This window comes from Xanthomonas sp. GW (assembly GCF_014236815.1).
Lineage (GTDB): Bacteria > Pseudomonadota > Gammaproteobacteria > Xanthomonadales > Xanthomonadaceae > Xanthomonas_A.
Map to the genome: position 1 here is coordinate 4,484,249 of NZ_CP051189.1, position 14,543 is coordinate 4,498,791.

At 69.6% G+C, this 14,543-nt stretch carries 13 protein-coding genes; 4 read left to right on the top strand and 9 right to left on the bottom strand.

The genetic code is table 11. The annotated features are described in order from the left end of the window. Positions 1-11 precede the first annotated feature (11 nt). Positions 12-779, bottom strand: a complete 768-nt coding sequence (locus HEP73_RS19325; protein WP_185821180.1) for a LytR/AlgR family response regulator transcription factor — start codon at positions 777-779, stop codon at positions 12-14. Continuing rightward, positions 772-2,055 (bottom strand): sensor histidine kinase, encoded by a 1,284-nt coding sequence (locus HEP73_RS19330; RefSeq protein WP_185823495.1) that lies wholly within the window; start codon positions 2,053-2,055, stop codon positions 772-774. The genes HEP73_RS19325 and HEP73_RS19330 overlap by 8 nt, the downstream gene beginning before the upstream one ends. A 232-nt stretch (positions 2,056-2,287) precedes the next feature. On the opposite strand from HEP73_RS19330, the gene HEP73_RS19335 reads away from it, so the two are divergent. Then, on the top strand, positions 2,288-3,502 hold the full coding sequence (locus HEP73_RS19335; RefSeq protein WP_185821181.1) for an FAD-dependent oxidoreductase: 1,215 nt from the start codon (positions 2,288-2,290) through the stop codon (positions 3,500-3,502). 15 nt (positions 3,503-3,517) lie between these two features. Here HEP73_RS19335 and HEP73_RS19340 read toward each other — a convergent pair whose 3' ends face one another. The 4 genes from HEP73_RS19340 to HEP73_RS22505 are packed head-to-tail and all read right to left on the bottom strand — an operon-like array spanning position 3,518 to position 4,872. Beyond that, entirely contained in the window at positions 3,518-3,736 is a 219-nt protein-coding gene (locus HEP73_RS19340; protein WP_185821182.1) for a hypothetical protein, read from the bottom strand. Beyond that, a complete protein-coding gene (locus HEP73_RS19345; protein WP_185821183.1) occupies positions 3,717-4,166 on the bottom strand; it encodes a type II 3-dehydroquinate dehydratase in 450 nt (149 codons plus the stop codon). Before HEP73_RS19345 ends, HEP73_RS19340 begins: the two co-directional genes overlap by 20 nt. 10 nt (positions 4,167-4,176) lie before the next feature. After that, positions 4,177-4,599, bottom strand: a complete 423-nt coding sequence (locus HEP73_RS19350) for a hypothetical protein (protein ID WP_185821184.1) — start codon at positions 4,597-4,599, stop codon at positions 4,177-4,179. Between the two features lie 33 nt (positions 4,600-4,632). Further along, positions 4,633-4,872 (bottom strand): hypothetical protein, encoded by a 240-nt coding sequence (locus HEP73_RS22505; protein WP_221899358.1) that lies wholly within the window; start codon positions 4,870-4,872, stop codon positions 4,633-4,635. Between HEP73_RS22505 and HEP73_RS19355 the strand changes: the two genes are divergently transcribed. Beyond that, a complete protein-coding gene (locus HEP73_RS19355) occupies positions 4,871-6,463 on the top strand; it encodes an APC family permease (RefSeq protein ID WP_185821185.1) in 1,593 nt (530 codons plus the stop codon). The genes HEP73_RS22505 and HEP73_RS19355 overlap by 2 nt on opposite strands. Before the next feature lie 19 nt (positions 6,464-6,482). On the opposite strand, the gene HEP73_RS19360 is transcribed toward HEP73_RS19355, so the two are convergent. From HEP73_RS19360 to HEP73_RS19370, 3 genes are all read right to left on the bottom strand, one after another. Then, a complete protein-coding gene (locus HEP73_RS19360; protein ID WP_255423560.1) occupies positions 6,483-7,025 on the bottom strand; it encodes a hypothetical protein in 543 nt (180 codons plus the stop codon). A gap of 181 nt (positions 7,026-7,206) precedes the next feature. Next, positions 7,207-7,785, bottom strand: a complete 579-nt coding sequence (locus HEP73_RS19365) for a hypothetical protein (RefSeq protein WP_255423561.1) — start codon at positions 7,783-7,785, stop codon at positions 7,207-7,209. Positions 7,786-7,799: 14 nt separating this feature from the next. Beyond that, a complete protein-coding gene (locus HEP73_RS19370; protein ID WP_185821186.1) occupies positions 7,800-9,458 on the bottom strand; it encodes a M28 family metallopeptidase in 1,659 nt (552 codons plus the stop codon). A 292-nt stretch (positions 9,459-9,750) separates the two neighbouring features. Here HEP73_RS19370 and HEP73_RS19375 point away from each other — a divergent pair, with 292 nt between their 5' ends. Both HEP73_RS19375 and HEP73_RS19380 read left to right on the top strand, forming a co-directional pair. After that, entirely contained in the window at positions 9,751-11,220 is a 1,470-nt protein-coding gene (locus tag HEP73_RS19375; RefSeq protein WP_185821187.1) for a glycoside hydrolase family 5 protein, read from the top strand. A gap of 329 nt (positions 11,221-11,549) precedes the next feature. Further along, the gene (locus HEP73_RS19380; protein WP_185821188.1) at positions 11,550-14,444 is read left to right on the top strand and encodes a M16 family metallopeptidase; all 2,895 of its coding nucleotides are present in this window, start codon (positions 11,550-11,552) and stop codon (positions 14,442-14,444) included. Positions 14,445-14,543 lie beyond the last annotated feature (99 nt).

Here is a 14,543-nt window from a genome sequence, read left to right on the forward strand (position 1 = left end):
GGAGGCGGCGCTTACATGCCGCGAAACAGACTCATGTACGGCAAGCTGACGGTCAGCACTTCGTCGCGGTGGCGCAGCTTCATCCGGCCCTTGCCGGTGTCGTCGCGGACCACCGAGGCCACCGCTTTCAGATTGACGATGGTGGAACGGTGGATCTGCCGGAACGCGGCCGGATCCAGCACGTCCAGCAGTTCGCGCAGCGGCGTGCGCAGCAGCGCTTCGCCGTCGCGGGTCAGCACCGTGGTGTACTTGTTGTCGGCCTGGAAATAGATCACGTCGTCGAGCAGGATCAGCCGCGTCTCGCGGCCGCTGTTGGCGGTGATCCAGGCCAGCGGCGGCGGCGCGGCGGGCGATGGCGGGCGCTGTCCCAGGCGTTGCAGCAGCGCATCCAGCACCGCCACGTCCGGCCCCTGCGCGGCGCGCGCCTGCAGCCGCTGCACGGTCGCCTGCAGGCGCTCGCGCACGATCGGCTTGAGCAGGTAGTCCACCGCACCCTGCTCGAACGCATCGATCGCGTACTGGTCGTAGGCGGTGACGAACACCACCTGCGTGCGCGGGCTCAATTCGCCCAGCGCGCGCGCCACCTCGATGCCGCTCAGGCCGGGCATGCGGATGTCCAGGAAGGCCACGTCCGGCTGGTGCTCGGCCAGACGTTCCAGCGCGCTGGCGCCATCCTCGCATTCGGCGACGATGCGCAGCTGCGGCCAGACCTCGCCGAGCAGCCCGACCAATGCGGTGCGCAGCAGTTCCTCGTCTTCGGCGATGACGGCGTCAACCATGACCGGCTCCTGTCGGCGGCGGCGAGGGTGACGACGACGGCGGCGGAGACGGCAAGGTGATGGTCGCGGCCACGCCGCTGGGGAAGTTGGACACGATGGCGAACGTGGCCGCGCCGGCATAGGTCAGGCGCAGGCGCTCGCGCAGGTTCTTCAGGCCGATGCCGGTGCCGCTGGACTGGGTGTTGAAGCCCAGGCCGTCGTCGGCGACGGTGATGGTGACGTGGTCGTCGAACGCGCGCGCCAGGATCCAGACCGTGCCGCCGCCGGGCTTGGGTTCCAGGCCATGCTTGATCGCGTTCTCGACCAGGGTCTGCAGCATCATCGACGGCAGCGGCAGGCTCTTCATCGCCTCCGGCACCTGCAGTTCCAGCTGCAGCCGCGCGCCCATGCGGATCTTGAGGATCTCCAGGTAGGCCTGGGTGCGTTCCAACTCCTCGCCGAGCGAACTCAGTGCGTCCTCGGCGCTGGGCAGCGAGCGGCGCAGGTACTGGATCAGATAACCGAGCATCAGGTCGGCGCGCGGCGGATCGGTGCGCGCCAGCACCTGCGCGCTGGCCAGCGTGTTGTACAGGAAGTGCGGTTCGACCTGCGCGTGCAGCAGGTTCAGCCGCGCCACGGTCAGCTCCTGATCGGTGGCCGCCTGCTTGGCGGCGGCCTGCTCGTCGCGGCGCAACTCGGCAACGCGGCGCGCCACCGCGCGGCTCAGCGCCTCGGCGTTCTCGTAGTTGCTGCCCTCGTCGACCGCGAACAGGTCGATCCAGGCGCTGGCGTCGGGTTCCAGCAGCAGGGTCAGGCTGCTGGTGCCGGCGCCGGGGGTCAGCGTCGCCAGCACCTGGTTGCGCTTCACCGCGAAGCGCGCGGCCAGGTTCCAGCGCGACGGCGTGCGGCCGTTGTACGGGTCGATGCGGCGCACCTTGGCGCGCACCTGCAGGCTGTCGGCAGCGCTCTCGATCTCTTCCACCCGCGGCAGTTCGCGCACCGCCGCAGCGACCAGCGCGAACGCCTCGCGGGTGTCCAGCGGGATCTCGATCTGGCGGCGCTGGCGGCTGGACAGGGTGGCGTTGTCCAGCCGCCCGGCGATCAGCCAGACCCGGCGCAGATGGGTGATGCCGGCGACCAGCGCCGACAGTATCAGCAGCATCGCCAGCAGGCCGAAGAACCAGCCGGGCCGGTTTTCCATGCCGTAGAACAGGCCGCTCCAGACGAAGCCGGCGACGATCACCGCCGCCACCCAGGCGCACAGCAGGCGGAGGATCAGGGACACGCTGGAAAACATGGCGGCGGGGATCGATGACATGGCCGCGAGCATAGCCGCGGCAGCGCAGGCCGCCAGTCCCCTTGCGACAAAAACCCTGCAAGTGCGGACGGAACCTCGGATCGGCGGCGCCAACCGCGGCACCGGCGACGCTTCGGCGTTGCGTCTGCGCGTGCACCTATTGCCGGCCTGCGGAAGCGACGTGGACCTACACGCTCGCTTAGACTTCGGTCGTCACGATCAGGAGCCCGGCATGCACCGACGACACTTCCTGCGCAGCGGCGCACTGGCCGCCGCCACGTTCGGTGCCGGTCCTCTGCTCGCGCAGCCGCGGCGCGATGCCGCGATGCCGCAGCCAGCGCCGACCCGGCCGATCCTCCCCGCAACGCCCGCTCCCAGCGCCGCCTTCGCCGTGCCGGCGCCGCTGGCGCCGATCCGCGCCAGCGCCGACCGCATCGTCGCGCTGCACGCGTGCACGCGTCCGTTCCGCGCGCAAGGGCCGCGCATCGAGGCCGAGCGCATCGGCCGCAAGACCGTGATCCACAACTACGGCCATGGCGGCAGCGGCTGGTCGCTGTCGTGGGGATCGGCGGCGATCGCCACGCAGCTGGCGCGCGCCACCGGCCAGACCCAACTGGCGGTGATCGGCTGCGGCGCGATCGGCCTGACCACCGCGCTGGTCGCGCAGCGCGCCGGGCTGCGCGTGCGCATCTACGCCAGGGAGCGGCCGCCGGAAGTGCGTTCTTCCTTCGCCACCGGGGTGTGGTCGCCGGATTCGCGGGTGTGCACTAGCGCCTACGCCACGCCCGAGTTCGGGCGGCGCTGGGAACGGATGGCGCGCACCTCGTTCGACATGTACCAGAACCTGCTCGGCCTGCCTGGCGATCCGATCGAGTGGCGCGACGGCTACGTGCTGTCGGATGTGCCGTTCGACCAGCCCAGCGGCCATGGCGGCAACGGCGAACCCGACTACCCAGCGCTGGAGGCGCAGTATCTGGCCGACCTCGGCCCGCACTCGCAGCCGCTGGCGGCAGGCCAGCATCCGTTCCGGGTGGCGCATGTGCGCCGCTACACGCAACTGGTGTTCAACATCAGCGCCTATGCGCGGCTGCTGCTGGACGATTTCCTCGCCGCCGGCGGCGAGATCGAAACGCGCGAGTTCGCAAGCCCGCGCCAGTTCGCCGACCTGCGCGAGAAGACCCTGGTCAACGCCACCGGTTATGGCGCGCGCGCCCTGCTCGGCGACGACAGCCTGGTGCCGGTGCGCGGACAGACCGCGCGGCTGGTGCCGCAGCCGGAAGTGAACTACGGGCTGGTCTATCGCGGCCACAACCTCAACGTGGTGCCGCGCCGCGACGGGATCCTGGTGCAGGCGCAGGCCGACGGCGATTTCGGCAACCCAGATGCCACTCCGGATCGCGCCGCCTCCGAGGCGGCGGTGGCGCGGCTTGCTACGCTGTTCGCGTAACCGCGATGCCCCGCGCTACAGCCGACTGACGCTGCGGATGCGGATGTCGTCGCTGTCCACGCCGTGCCGCTGCGCCGCCTGCGCGCGCAGTCGTTGCAGCAGGCATTCCGGGTCCAGCGGCGCATCGTCGTCCCAGCTGTGCGCCAGCGTGCCCCAGGCCACGCGCTGACCGTAGCTGTAGGCGTCGTAGTCGGCCAAGTAGTGGCGCGCGGACTCAGGTGCCGACGTGGACATCGCCTTCGTAGCCGTTGCAGCCCAGGTGTTCCAGCGCGATCGACAAGGCCAGCGCGTAGCTCTGCGCGCAATAGCCGCCGACCTGGCCCACGCGCTGCCGCGAGGCCGCGCACAGGCAGGGTTCGCGCTGGTCGCAGGCATCGTCGTGCACTTCCACGTACGGCCGGCCCAGGTGCGCGACCGCCGCGGCGGTGGCGGCGCTGTCCGAGCACGCGCCCGGATCCAGCAGCAGCATTTCCACCGCCGCCGCGTCGGCTTGGGCCAGCGCATGCAGCAGTTCGCCCTCGCTGGCGCAGCCGCGCACCGCCAGGGTCTTGCCGGCACGGCCGGCATGCTCGAGCAATTGCCGCATCACCCGCGGCGCGATGCGCGCCGGGCGGCCGCGATGGCCGGCCACGCAGTCCGGGCCGCGCAACAACAGGATCGACATGGCGGCGCCCTCAGTTGGCCAGCGCCGCGCGCGCGCCGAGATGGCGCGCGGCCACGCCCAGCGCGATCGCGTAGCTGTCGGCGAGCGCGCCATTGGCGATCACCGTCAGCAGCGGCATGTGGCGCGGATGCAGCAGCGGTTCCAGCGCCTGCGCGCTGGCGTCGTGCACTTCGATGTAGGGATGGCCGAGCGCATCGAGCGCCTCGCGCAGCTGCACGCCGTGATCGGCCAGGTCCGCGGCCGGCAGTTCGCCGGAGTCCAGCAGTACCAGCTCGGTCTCGTCGTACGCGCCCTGCTGCAGCCGCGCCACGATCTGCGCCGCATCGGCGCAGGCCACCGGCACCACCTGGGCGCCGGACGCGCCGGCCAGGCACCGCGCAACGGCAATGGCCGGCGCATCGCGGTGCGGGCCTTGGATCACCAGAATCGACATGGAACACATCCAACGGAAAGGACGCTGCAGACTCTAGGCCTGTGCCGCGTAAGCGCGCCATTGCGCCATGACGTTGCCGCGTAAAGCTTGCGTAAGAAGTGCCGGGATTGGGAATTCGGGATTGGGAAAATCCAAGCCGGTCGCGCCCCGCTTCGCGACCATCGCCTTTACGAATCCCGCAATCCCGAATCCCGAATCCCGGAAGTGCGGCGCCGCCGCGCTTCTGCGATCATCCCCGGTTTCCCGCTGCCGACGCCGCCAGGAACCTTCCATGACCCAAACCGCCTTGCGCCGCGATGTCGGCCCGTTCGCCCTGATGCTGACCGGCCTGGGTTCGATCATCGGCTCCGGCTGGCTGTTCGGCGCCTGGCGCGCGGCCGGGTTGGCCGGCCCCGGCGCGGTCTGGGCCTGGCTGCTGGGCGCGGCGATCGTCACCACCATCGCCCTGGCCTATGCCGAACTGGGCGCGATGTTCCCCGAGTCCGGCGGCATGGTCCGCTACAGCCACTACTCGCACGGCTCGCTGGTCGGCTTCATCGCCGGCTGGGCCAACTGGATCGCGATCGTGTCGGTGATCCCGGTCGAGGCCGAGGCCTCGGTGCAGTACATGGCGTCGTGGCCGTGGCAGTGGGCGCAGGATCTGTACGTGCAGCAGCCCGGCGGCGCCGGCGAGCTGTCGGTGCCCGGCCTGTACATCGCCGCGGCGCTGGTGCTGGTGTATTTCCTGCTGAACTTCTGGAGCGTGAAGCTGTTCGCGCGCTCCAACAGCCTGATCACCGTGTTCAAGCTGGTGGTGCCGGCACTGACCGGCGTGGCGCTGATCGCCAGCGGTTTCCACAGCGAGAACTTCAGCGTCGGCCTGCATGGCGGCACGCATACGATCGATTTCGCCGCGGTGCTGACCGCGGTGGCCACCGCCGGCATCGTGTTCAGCTTCAACGGCTTCCAGAGCCCGGTGAACCTGGCCGGCGAAGCGCGCGATCCCGGACGCAGCATCCCGTTCGCGGTGCTCGGCTCGATCGCGCTGGCCACGGTGATCTACCTGATCCTGCAGGTGGCCTACATCGGTTCGGTGCCGCCGGAGCTGCTGGCCAAGGCCGGCTGGCACGGCATCGATTTCCGCTCGCCGTTCGCGCAACTGGCGATCATCGTCAACCTGCACTGGCTGGCGATGCTGCTGTACGTGGACGCCTTCGTCAGCCCCAGCGGCACCGGCATCACCTACACCGCGACCACCGCGCGGATGATCTACGGCATGGAGAAGAACGGCACCTTGCCGAAGGTGCTGGGCAAGCTGCATCCGCACTGGGGCGTGCCGCGCCCGGCAATGTTCTTCAATCTGGCGGTGTCCTATCTGTTCCTGTTCTTCTTCCGCGGCTGGGGCACGTTGGCGGCAGTGATCTCGGTGGCCACGATCATCTCCTACCTGACCGGCCCGATCAGCGCGATGGCGCTGCGCCGCCACGCGCCGGACATGCACCGTCCGCTGCGCATCTTCGGCCTGCCGGTACTGGCCGCCACCGCCTTCGTGCTGGCCACCGAGCTGCTGTACTGGGCGCGCTGGCCGCTGACCGGCGAAATCATCCTGCTGATGCTGGTGGCGCTGCCGGTGTACGCGTACTACCAGCACCGCCAGGGCTGGAAGGATTTCGGCAAGCACCTGCGCGGCGCCAGCTGGCTGATCGCCTACCTGCCGACCATCGCGCTGCTGTCGTGGGCCGGCAGCACCACCTTCGGCGGGCATGGCTACCTGTCCTACGGCCCGGACCTGATCGTGGTCGGCGTGGTCGCACTGGGCTTCTACTTCTGGGGCGTGCGCGCCGGCTGGCGCACGCCGTCGCTGCAGCAAGCCAGCGCCGGCTGAGGCCGGCGCCGGCGCGGGGTCAACGCAGCGCCTGCAGCAGGCGCGAGACCAGCGTGGCGCCGACGAATCCCGGCAGGCTGCACAGCAACGCCATGCTGAAGGTCTCGATGACATCGCGCTGCGTGCTCAGCACCGCGAACGCGATGCCGAGGCAGATCAGGGACGACAGAAATCCCACCAGGCCGATCCGCGCATGCGCGCGCCAGCCGCGCAATCGTGGCCAGTACCACGCGGCGATCGCGCCGGTCAGCAAGGCCGGCAACGCGCCGAACAGGTAGGACACCAACGCGATCGCCAGCGCGGCCAGCAGTGCATTGCCGAACGGCAGGCTGCCCCCCACCGATCCGATCAGCAGCAACGGCGCCGCCACCAGGAACGTGCCCAGCGGCGGACCGGCGATCAGGAAGGCCAACACCACGCCGGTGCGCACCAGGCCCGGATGCAATGGATCGATGGCATCGGCGGTGACGGCCCGATCGCCTTGCGGCATATCGGTGCCGGGCGCCTGCGCCGGTGCCGTCGGCGCGGCAGAGACGGTATCGGGTGGATCGTCGGTCGTCATGGATCAGTGCCGTTACGGTGTGGTTGGCGCGTCGTTGCGGTGGCGCCCGCTCTGCGACGACTGCGACATCTGGGAAACGCCGATCGCCATCGGCAGGCTGAGCAGCGGCAGGAGACGGGCGTGGCGACACCTCCAGCACCGCGAGTGCGATACCGGGTGGACACGGACCGCAGCAGTACGGCTATGCCGAGTCGGGCGCACGCGCGCGTGTCCCGCCGCGCAGCGCCTGCAGCAAACGCGAAACCAGCGTGGCGCCGACGAACCCCGCCAGCGCGCACAGGGCCAGGGCGATGGCGACCTCGTTGGCGGGCGGCGGCGGTCTGCGCAGCAGCGCGATCGCCGCGCCGACGCAGATCGCCGACAGCAGCGCGGCGGCCAGTCCCAGCCGCAGATGCGCGCGCCAGCCGCGCAGGCGTGGCCAAAACCGTGCGGCCAGCAAGCCGGTCAGCAGGGCCGGCAACGCGCCGAACACATAGGAAAACAGCGCCATCATCAGGGCCAGCAACAGGCTACTGACGGAGGGCCCGTTTCCCAACCACACGATGGCCACAGGAAGACCGACCACGACCGTGCCCAGCGGCGGACCGGCGATCAGGAACGCCAGCACCACGCCGGTGCGCACCAGGCCTGGATGCAGCGGATCGATCACGTCTGCCGCGCCGGGATCGGCGACGGCGGCCTCGACCGCCGTCGGCCACGACGATGCTGCGTCGTCCTGCAGCCGCGCCACCGGCACGGCGTCCGGCGGCTCGGTCGTCATGCCTCAGCCCCGGCCTATTGCCGCTGCGCCGCGCTGGCGTCGCGGGTGGCACGGAACTCAGAGTCGCTGCTCCAGTTCGGCCATTGCGGCGAGTTGGCCAGCTCGCTGCCCAGCGTGTACAGCACCTGCAGGTCGCGCGCGGCGCCGGCGAAGGTCCAGCTCGGCAGCCATTCGTCGCCGGGCTGGTGGTAGCGCTTGGCGGTGTAGTCGTCGGAAGCCGCCTTGCCGGCCTTGATCCCGCCGTCCACCCAGTCCTGCCCGGCCGCGAACGACAGCGCCGGCACGCCGCGCTTGGCGAAGGAGAAGTGGTCGGAGCGGAAGAAGTAGCCGGCTTCCGGCTTCGGGTCCGGCGTGTAGCGCAGGTCCCAGCGCTTGGCGACCGTCTTCAGGTCCTCGAGCAGGTCCAGCTTGGCGGTGCCGTAGATGCCGAAATCGCGCGACGGGCCGAACGGGCTCATGCCGTCCATGTTGATCACCGCCACCGTGCGCGCCAGCGGATACAGCGGCTTGGACGCGTAGTACTCCGAGCCGAGCAGGCCCTTCTCCTCGGCGGTGACCGCCAGGAACACCACCGAGCGCTGCGGCGCCGGGCCCTTGGCGAACACGCGGCCCAGTTCCAGCAGCGCGGCGGTGCCGCTGGCGTTGTCCAGCGCGCCGTTGAAGATGCGGTCGCCGTTGGCGTCGGGCGCGCCGACGCCGATGTGGTCCCAGTGCGCGGTGTAGATCACGCTGTCGTCCGGATGGGTGCTGCCGGGCAGCCGCGCCACCACGTTGTGCGAGGTGATGACCTCCGACTTCACCGCGTAGTCGGCATGCAGGCGCTCGCCCTTCAGTTCCACCGGCTTGAAGTCGCGCGATTGCGCCTGTTTCTTCAACGCCTCGAAATCCAGCCCGGCGCGCTTGAACAGGTCCACCGCCAGGTCGCGCTGGATCCAGCCTTCGAGCGTGGGATGGGCGGCCTTGGGATCGTCGCGAACCACGTCGAACATGCTGTTGGTGTTGGAGCTGGCCACCGTGGCCCAGCCGTAGGAGGCCGGGGCGGTCTCGTGCACGATCAGCACGCCGGCCGCGCCCTGCCGCGCGCCCTCTTCGTACTTGTAGGTCCAGCGGCCGTAGTAGGTCATGCCCTTGCCGTCGAACGCGCCCTTGCCGGTCTCGAAGTCCGGGTCGTTGATCAGCACCACCGCGATCTTGCCCTTCAGGTCCACGCCCTTGAAGTCGTCCCAGTCGCGCTCCGGCGCCTTGACCCCGTAGCCGACGAACACCAACGGCGCGCCGTCGATGGCGACCTGGGTGCTGCCGTCGAGCGCGGCGCGCACGGCGATCTGCTGGCCCTGGGTCAGCGCCTGGCGCTGGCCGCCGGCCTCGACCGCCACCTGCGGCGTGCCGACGATGTCGGCGCGGCGCAGCGGCACCGCCTGCGTCCACAGGCGCTTGCCGTCCTGCAGGTCGCCGCCCGGCTGCAGGCCCGCGGCCTGGAACTGCGCGCTGAGGTAGGCCACGGTCTTGTCCTCGCCCGGCGTGGCCGGCGCGCGGCCCTCGTAAGCGTCGGAGGACAGCGTCTTGACGTCGGCGGAAATGCGCTTGGTGTCGAAACTCGGTGCGGACGGCGGCGCCGCCATCAGTGCGCCGGAAATCGCCAGCGCCAGCATGCCCATGATCGGTCGCTTCACTCTTGCCCCTTGGATGGATGTACCCGCCCGAGTGTAGCGACGCCCGCGACGGGCGGCCAAGCGGGGCCGGCAGCACCCAGGAAGATGTGACACACCGCTCAAATTGCCATCTGCGCATGCTCTAATCACCGCGCTCGCCAAAAGCGCATCGCAGCGTCGTGGACAAGCCGCCCTTCTGTGTCGGCAATCACGACGCCCGCCGCATCGGCTTCCGATGATGGCCACCATGCGCCTACGCCCCCACCTTTGGGCCGCTCCGTCTTGGGCCGGCCGCTTTCGGAGAACCAGAGAGATGTCGACGTCGAAGAAATCCCGCATCACCCGCTGCCTGCTGGCCGCGGCGCTGTTGGCGGCCAGCGGTTCGGCCTGGAGCTATGCCATCAATGGCGGCAAGGTGGTGGACGACAGCGGCAACGCGGTGCAGCTGCGCGGCGTCAACTGGTTCGGCTTCGAGACCAACGTGCACAGCGTGCACGGCCTGTGGGCGCGCAACTGGAAGGACATGATCACGCAGATGCAGGGTCTGGGCTTCAACGCCGTGCGCCTGCCGTTCTGCCCGCAGACCTTGAACGGCACCGCGCCGAGCAGCATCGACTACGGCCTCAATCCGGACCTGCAGGGCCTGAGCGCGCTGCAGGTGATGGACAAGGTCATCAACGAACTCAGCAGCCGCGGCATGTACGTGCTGCTCGATCACCACACGCCGGACTGCAACGCGATTTCCGAGCTGTGGTACACCTCCTCCTACAGCGAGCAGCAGTGGCTCAACGACCTGACCTTCGTCGCCAAGCGCTACGCCAGCGTGCCGGGCGTGATCGGCCTGGACCTGAAGAACGAGCCGCACGGCGCGGCCACCTGGGGCAGCGGCAACGCCGCCACCGACTGGAACAAGGCCGCCGAACGCGCCTCGGCCGCGGTGCTGAAGGTGGCGCCGAAATGGCTGATCGTGGTCGAAGGCATCGGCGAGAACGCGAACTGCTCCAGCAGCGGCGGCCACTTCTGGGGCGGCAACCTGGAGCCGCTGGCGTGCACCGCGCTGAACATTCCGGCCAACCGCTTGTTGCTGGCACCGCACGTGTACGGCCCGGACGTGTTCATGCAGCCCTACTTCAGCGCCTCCAATTTCCCGGCCAACATGCCGGCGATCTGGGAGCAGCACTTCGGCAAGTTCGTGCAGTCCGGCCACGCGCTGATGCTCGGCGAGTTCGGCGGCAAGTACGGCCAGGGCAATGCGCTGGACGTGAAGTGGCAGAACGCGCTGGTCGACTATCTGGTCGGCAAGGGCATCCACAGCGGCTTCTACTGGTCGTGGAATCCCAACAGCGGCGACACCGGCGGCATCCTCAACGACGACTGGAAATCGGTGCGCACCGACAAGGTCACCCTGCTGAAGAAACTGTGGGGCGATTCCAGCGGCTCCACGCCGACGCCTACTCCGACGCCGACGCCGACGCCCACTCCAACACCCACACCGACGCCGACGCCGACCCCCACGCCGACTCCCGGCAGCGCCAGCTTCAGCACCAAGACCGTGGTGGACAGCGACTGGAACGCCGGCTATTGCCACCGCGTGCAGGTGACCAACACCGGCAGCGCCAGCGGCAACTGGGCAGTCACGCTTTCGATCAGCGGCACCGTCAACAACCTGTGGAATGCCAGCTGGTCGCAATCCGGCAGCACGCTCAAGGCATCCGGCGTGGACTGGAACAAGACCCTGGCCCCCGGCGCCATGGCCGAATTCGGCTTCTGCGCCGCGCGCTGATCGCGTGCAATGAAAGCGTCGTCGCGCGCACCGCGCGGCGACGGCGGCAACGGCAGCGTCGCGCGACGCTGCCGTTCGCATTTCAGGCCATCACTGCGTCGTGGCGCGGGGCGATCCGGATGGCGATCGCTGCGGGAGCGGACCCGTGCCGTCTCGAAGCATCTGGCACAACGGGGTTTCTCGTCGGCGCCGATCGCCACTGAAATCGCTCCCAGCGTCCGCCGATCGGCAAAGCCGCGCGGCCAGACATCGCCTCCGTGCCATAAGTCACGTTCCGGGTCCGGCACGTGGCCACTATGCTGGCCGATTCTCCTGATCAGGCCCGGCCCATGCTTCGACCCCTGTCGTTGTTGATTTCCAGCATCCTCACCCTTGGCGTCGGCGCCGCCATCGCACCGGCCAGCGCCGCGCCGCCGGCGCTGGCGGCCAAGGCCACCGTGCCGGAGATCGCCTACACCCGCTTCACCCTGCCCAACGGCCTGACCGTGGTGGTGCACGAAGACCACAAGGCGCCGGTGGTGGCGGTGAGCATCTGGTACCACATCGGCTCCGGCGACGAGCCGGCAGGCAAGACCGGCTTCGCCCACCTGTTCGAGCACCTGATGTTCTCCGGCTCGGAGAACAACAAGGGCACCTATTTCCAGCCGTTCGAAAAGGTCGGCGCCACCGACATGAACGGCACCACCTGGTTCGACCGCACCAACTACTTCGAGACCGTGCCGACCACCGCGCTGGACATGGCGCTGTGGATGGAATCGGACCGCATGGGCCACCTGCTCGGCGCGATCGGGCAGAAGGAACTGGATACGCAGCGCGGTGTGGTGCAGAACGAGAAGCGCCAGGGCGAGAACCGCCCGTACGGGCGCGTGGACGAGAACATCCTGGCCAACATCTTCCCGGCCAACCACCCGTACCAGCACGACACCATCGGCTCGATGGCCGACCTCGACGCGGCCTCGCTGGACGACGTCAAGCAGTGGTTCCACGACAACTACGGCGCCGCCAACACCACCCTGGTGCTGGCCGGCGACATCACCGTGGCCCAGGCGAAGGCCAAGGCCGAGCAGTACTTCGGCGACATCCCCGCCGGCAAGCCGGTGCCGCGCCAGCAGCCGTGGATCACCCCGCTGGCCAAGCAGACCCGTGGCGTGCAGCACGACCATGTCGCGCAGCCGCGCATCTACCGCACCTGGGTGGCGCCGCAGCTGGGCAGCGACGACGCCGTGCAGCTGGACCTGGCCACCACCGTGCTCGGCGGCGGCAAGACCAGCCGCCTGTACCAGCGCCTGGTGTATCGCGACAACCTGGTGGACGACGTCTCGGCCAGCATCCAGCCGTTCGCGCTGGCCAGCCAGCTGCAGATCAGCGCCGACGTGAAGGACGGCGTGGACCCGGCCAAGGTCGAGGCCGCCATCGCCGACGAACTGAAGAAGTTCCTCGCCGAAGGCCCGAGCGCCGACGAACTGCAGCGCGCGCAGGTCAACTACCGCGCCGGCTTCGTGCGCGGCCTGGAGAAGGTCGGCGGCTTCACCGGCAAGGCCGCGATCCTGGCCGAGGGCCAGGTCTACCGCAAGGATCCGGGCGCCTACCAGCACGACCTGCAGCGCGTCCAGGCCGCCACCGCGGCCAGCGTGCGCAAGGCCGCCGACACCTGGTTCGGCAAGGGCGACTACCTGCTGACCGTGCTGCCGGCCGGCGACGGCTTCGACCCGGTGGCCGAGGACAAGGCGGTCAAGCCACTGCCCGCGGCCGACGGCAAGCCCGCACCCGCGCTGCCGGCCAAGGCCAGCTACAGCGTCGGCAAGAACCAGGTCGATCGCGCCGCCGGCATCCCGGAGACCAGCCAGTTCCCGAGCCTGAGCTTCCCGCAGCTGCAGCGCGGCAAGCTCAAGAACGGCATCGAGGTGGTGCTGGCCGAGCGCCACACCATCCCGGTGACCCAGGTCGAACTGCTGTTCGACGCCGGCTACGCGGCCGACAAGGGCGGCAAGCTCGGCACCGCCAACTTCACCGCGGCGCTGATGAACGAGAGCACCCGCAGCCTGGATTCGGTGGAAGTGGCGCAGCGCCGCCAGCGCCTGGGCGCGATCACCAGCGTGGCGTGCGAGCTGGACAGCTGCGCCGCCTCGCTCGATGCGCTCAACGACCAGCTGGCGCCGTCGCTGGCGTTGTTCGCCGACATCGTGCGCAACCCGGCGTTCAAGGCCGAGGACATCGAGCGCGTGCGCGGCCAGTGGCTGGCCTCCATCGCGCAGGAGAAGACCCAGCCGCAGGGCCTGGCGCTGCGCACCCTGCCGCCGCTGCTGTACGGCCCGCAGCATCCCTACGGCGTGCCGCTCACCGGCAGCGGCACCGAGAAGGCGATCAAGAGCCTGAGCGCGAGCGACCTGACCGCGTTCCAGAACGGCTGGCTGCGCCCGGACAACCTGCGCATCCTGGTTGCCGGCGACACCACCCTGGCGCAGATCATCCCGCAGCTGGACGCGGCGTTCGGCGACTGGCAGCCGCCGGCGGCCACGCGCCCGAGCAAGACCCTGTCGCAGGTCGCCGCGCAACCCAAGCCGCGCGTGTTCCTGATCAACCGCGCCGACGCGCCGCAGTCGCTGATCCTGGCCGGCCTGCTGGCGCCGTCGACCAAGGCGCCGAACAACCTCGCCATCGGCGTGGCCAACGGCGCCTTCGGCGGCACCTTCACCTCGCGGCTGAACATGAACCTGCGCGAGGACAAGCGCTGGGCCTACGGCGCCAACAGCTTCATGCTGGATGCGCAGGGCCAGCGCCCGTTCCTGTTCTTCGCCCCGGTGCAGACCGACAAGACCGCCGAGTCGGCCGCCGAGATCCTGAAGGAAGCCAAGGCCGTGGTCGGCGACAAGCCGCTGACCGCCGACGAGATCGCCAAGATCAAGAACCAGCGCATCCGCGCCCTGCCGGGCAGCTTCGAGACCACCGGCGCGGTGCTGGGCGCGGTCGAGAGCATCGTCCAGTACGGGCGTCCGGACGACTACGTGCAGACCCTGAAGACACGCCTGGAAGGTATCGACCAGAACGCGGCGGAAGCGGCGATCAAGGAAATCGTCGCGCCGCAGGCGATGACCTGGGTCATCGTCGGCGATCTCAAGCAGATCGAGGCGCCGGTACGCGCGCTGAAGCTGGGCGAGGTGCAGGTGCTGGACAGCGACGGCCAGCCGGTCAAGGCGAAGGCCAAGGCCGCCGCCAAGCAGTAAGGCGACACGCGCATGGCCGGGAGATCCCGGCCATGCGTTGCAAGGCGGCGTGCGAGCGGATCGCCCGCGACGCCGGAACGTCTTTGCCTCGCGACGCGC

Excerpts from the sequence above, each read along its gene's own strand:
- HEP73_RS19325 (WP_185821180.1), bottom strand. The coding sequence starts at position 779 with ATGGTTGACGCCGTCATCGCCGAAGACGAGGAACTGCTGCGCACCGCA.
- HEP73_RS19330 (WP_185823495.1), bottom strand. The coding sequence starts at position 2,055 with ATGTTTTCCAGCGTGTCCCTGATCCTCCGCCTGCTGTGCGCCTGGGTG.
- HEP73_RS19335 (WP_185821181.1), top strand. The coding sequence starts at position 2,288 with ATGCACCGACGACACTTCCTGCGCAGCGGCGCACTGGCCGCCGCCACG.
- HEP73_RS19340 (WP_185821182.1), bottom strand. The coding sequence starts at position 3,736 with ATGTCCACGTCGGCACCTGAGTCCGCGCGCCACTACTTGGCCGACTAC.
- HEP73_RS19345 (WP_185821183.1), bottom strand. The coding sequence starts at position 4,166 with ATGTCGATCCTGTTGTTGCGCGGCCCGGACTGCGTGGCCGGCCATCGC.
- HEP73_RS19350 (WP_185821184.1), bottom strand. The coding sequence starts at position 4,599 with ATGTCGATTCTGGTGATCCAAGGCCCGCACCGCGATGCGCCGGCCATT.
- HEP73_RS19355 (WP_185821185.1), top strand. The coding sequence starts at position 4,871 with ATGACCCAAACCGCCTTGCGCCGCGATGTCGGCCCGTTCGCCCTGATG.
- HEP73_RS22505 (WP_221899358.1), bottom strand. The coding sequence starts at position 4,872 with ATGGAAGGTTCCTGGCGGCGTCGGCAGCGGGAAACCGGGGATGATCGC.
- HEP73_RS19360 (WP_255423560.1), bottom strand. The coding sequence starts at position 7,025 with ATGACGACCGACGATCCACCCGATACCGTCTCTGCCGCGCCGACGGCA.
- HEP73_RS19365 (WP_255423561.1), bottom strand. The coding sequence starts at position 7,785 with ATGACGACCGAGCCGCCGGACGCCGTGCCGGTGGCGCGGCTGCAGGAC.
- HEP73_RS19375 (WP_185821187.1), top strand. The coding sequence starts at position 9,751 with ATGTCGACGTCGAAGAAATCCCGCATCACCCGCTGCCTGCTGGCCGCG.
- HEP73_RS19380 (WP_185821188.1), top strand. The coding sequence starts at position 11,550 with ATGCTTCGACCCCTGTCGTTGTTGATTTCCAGCATCCTCACCCTTGGC.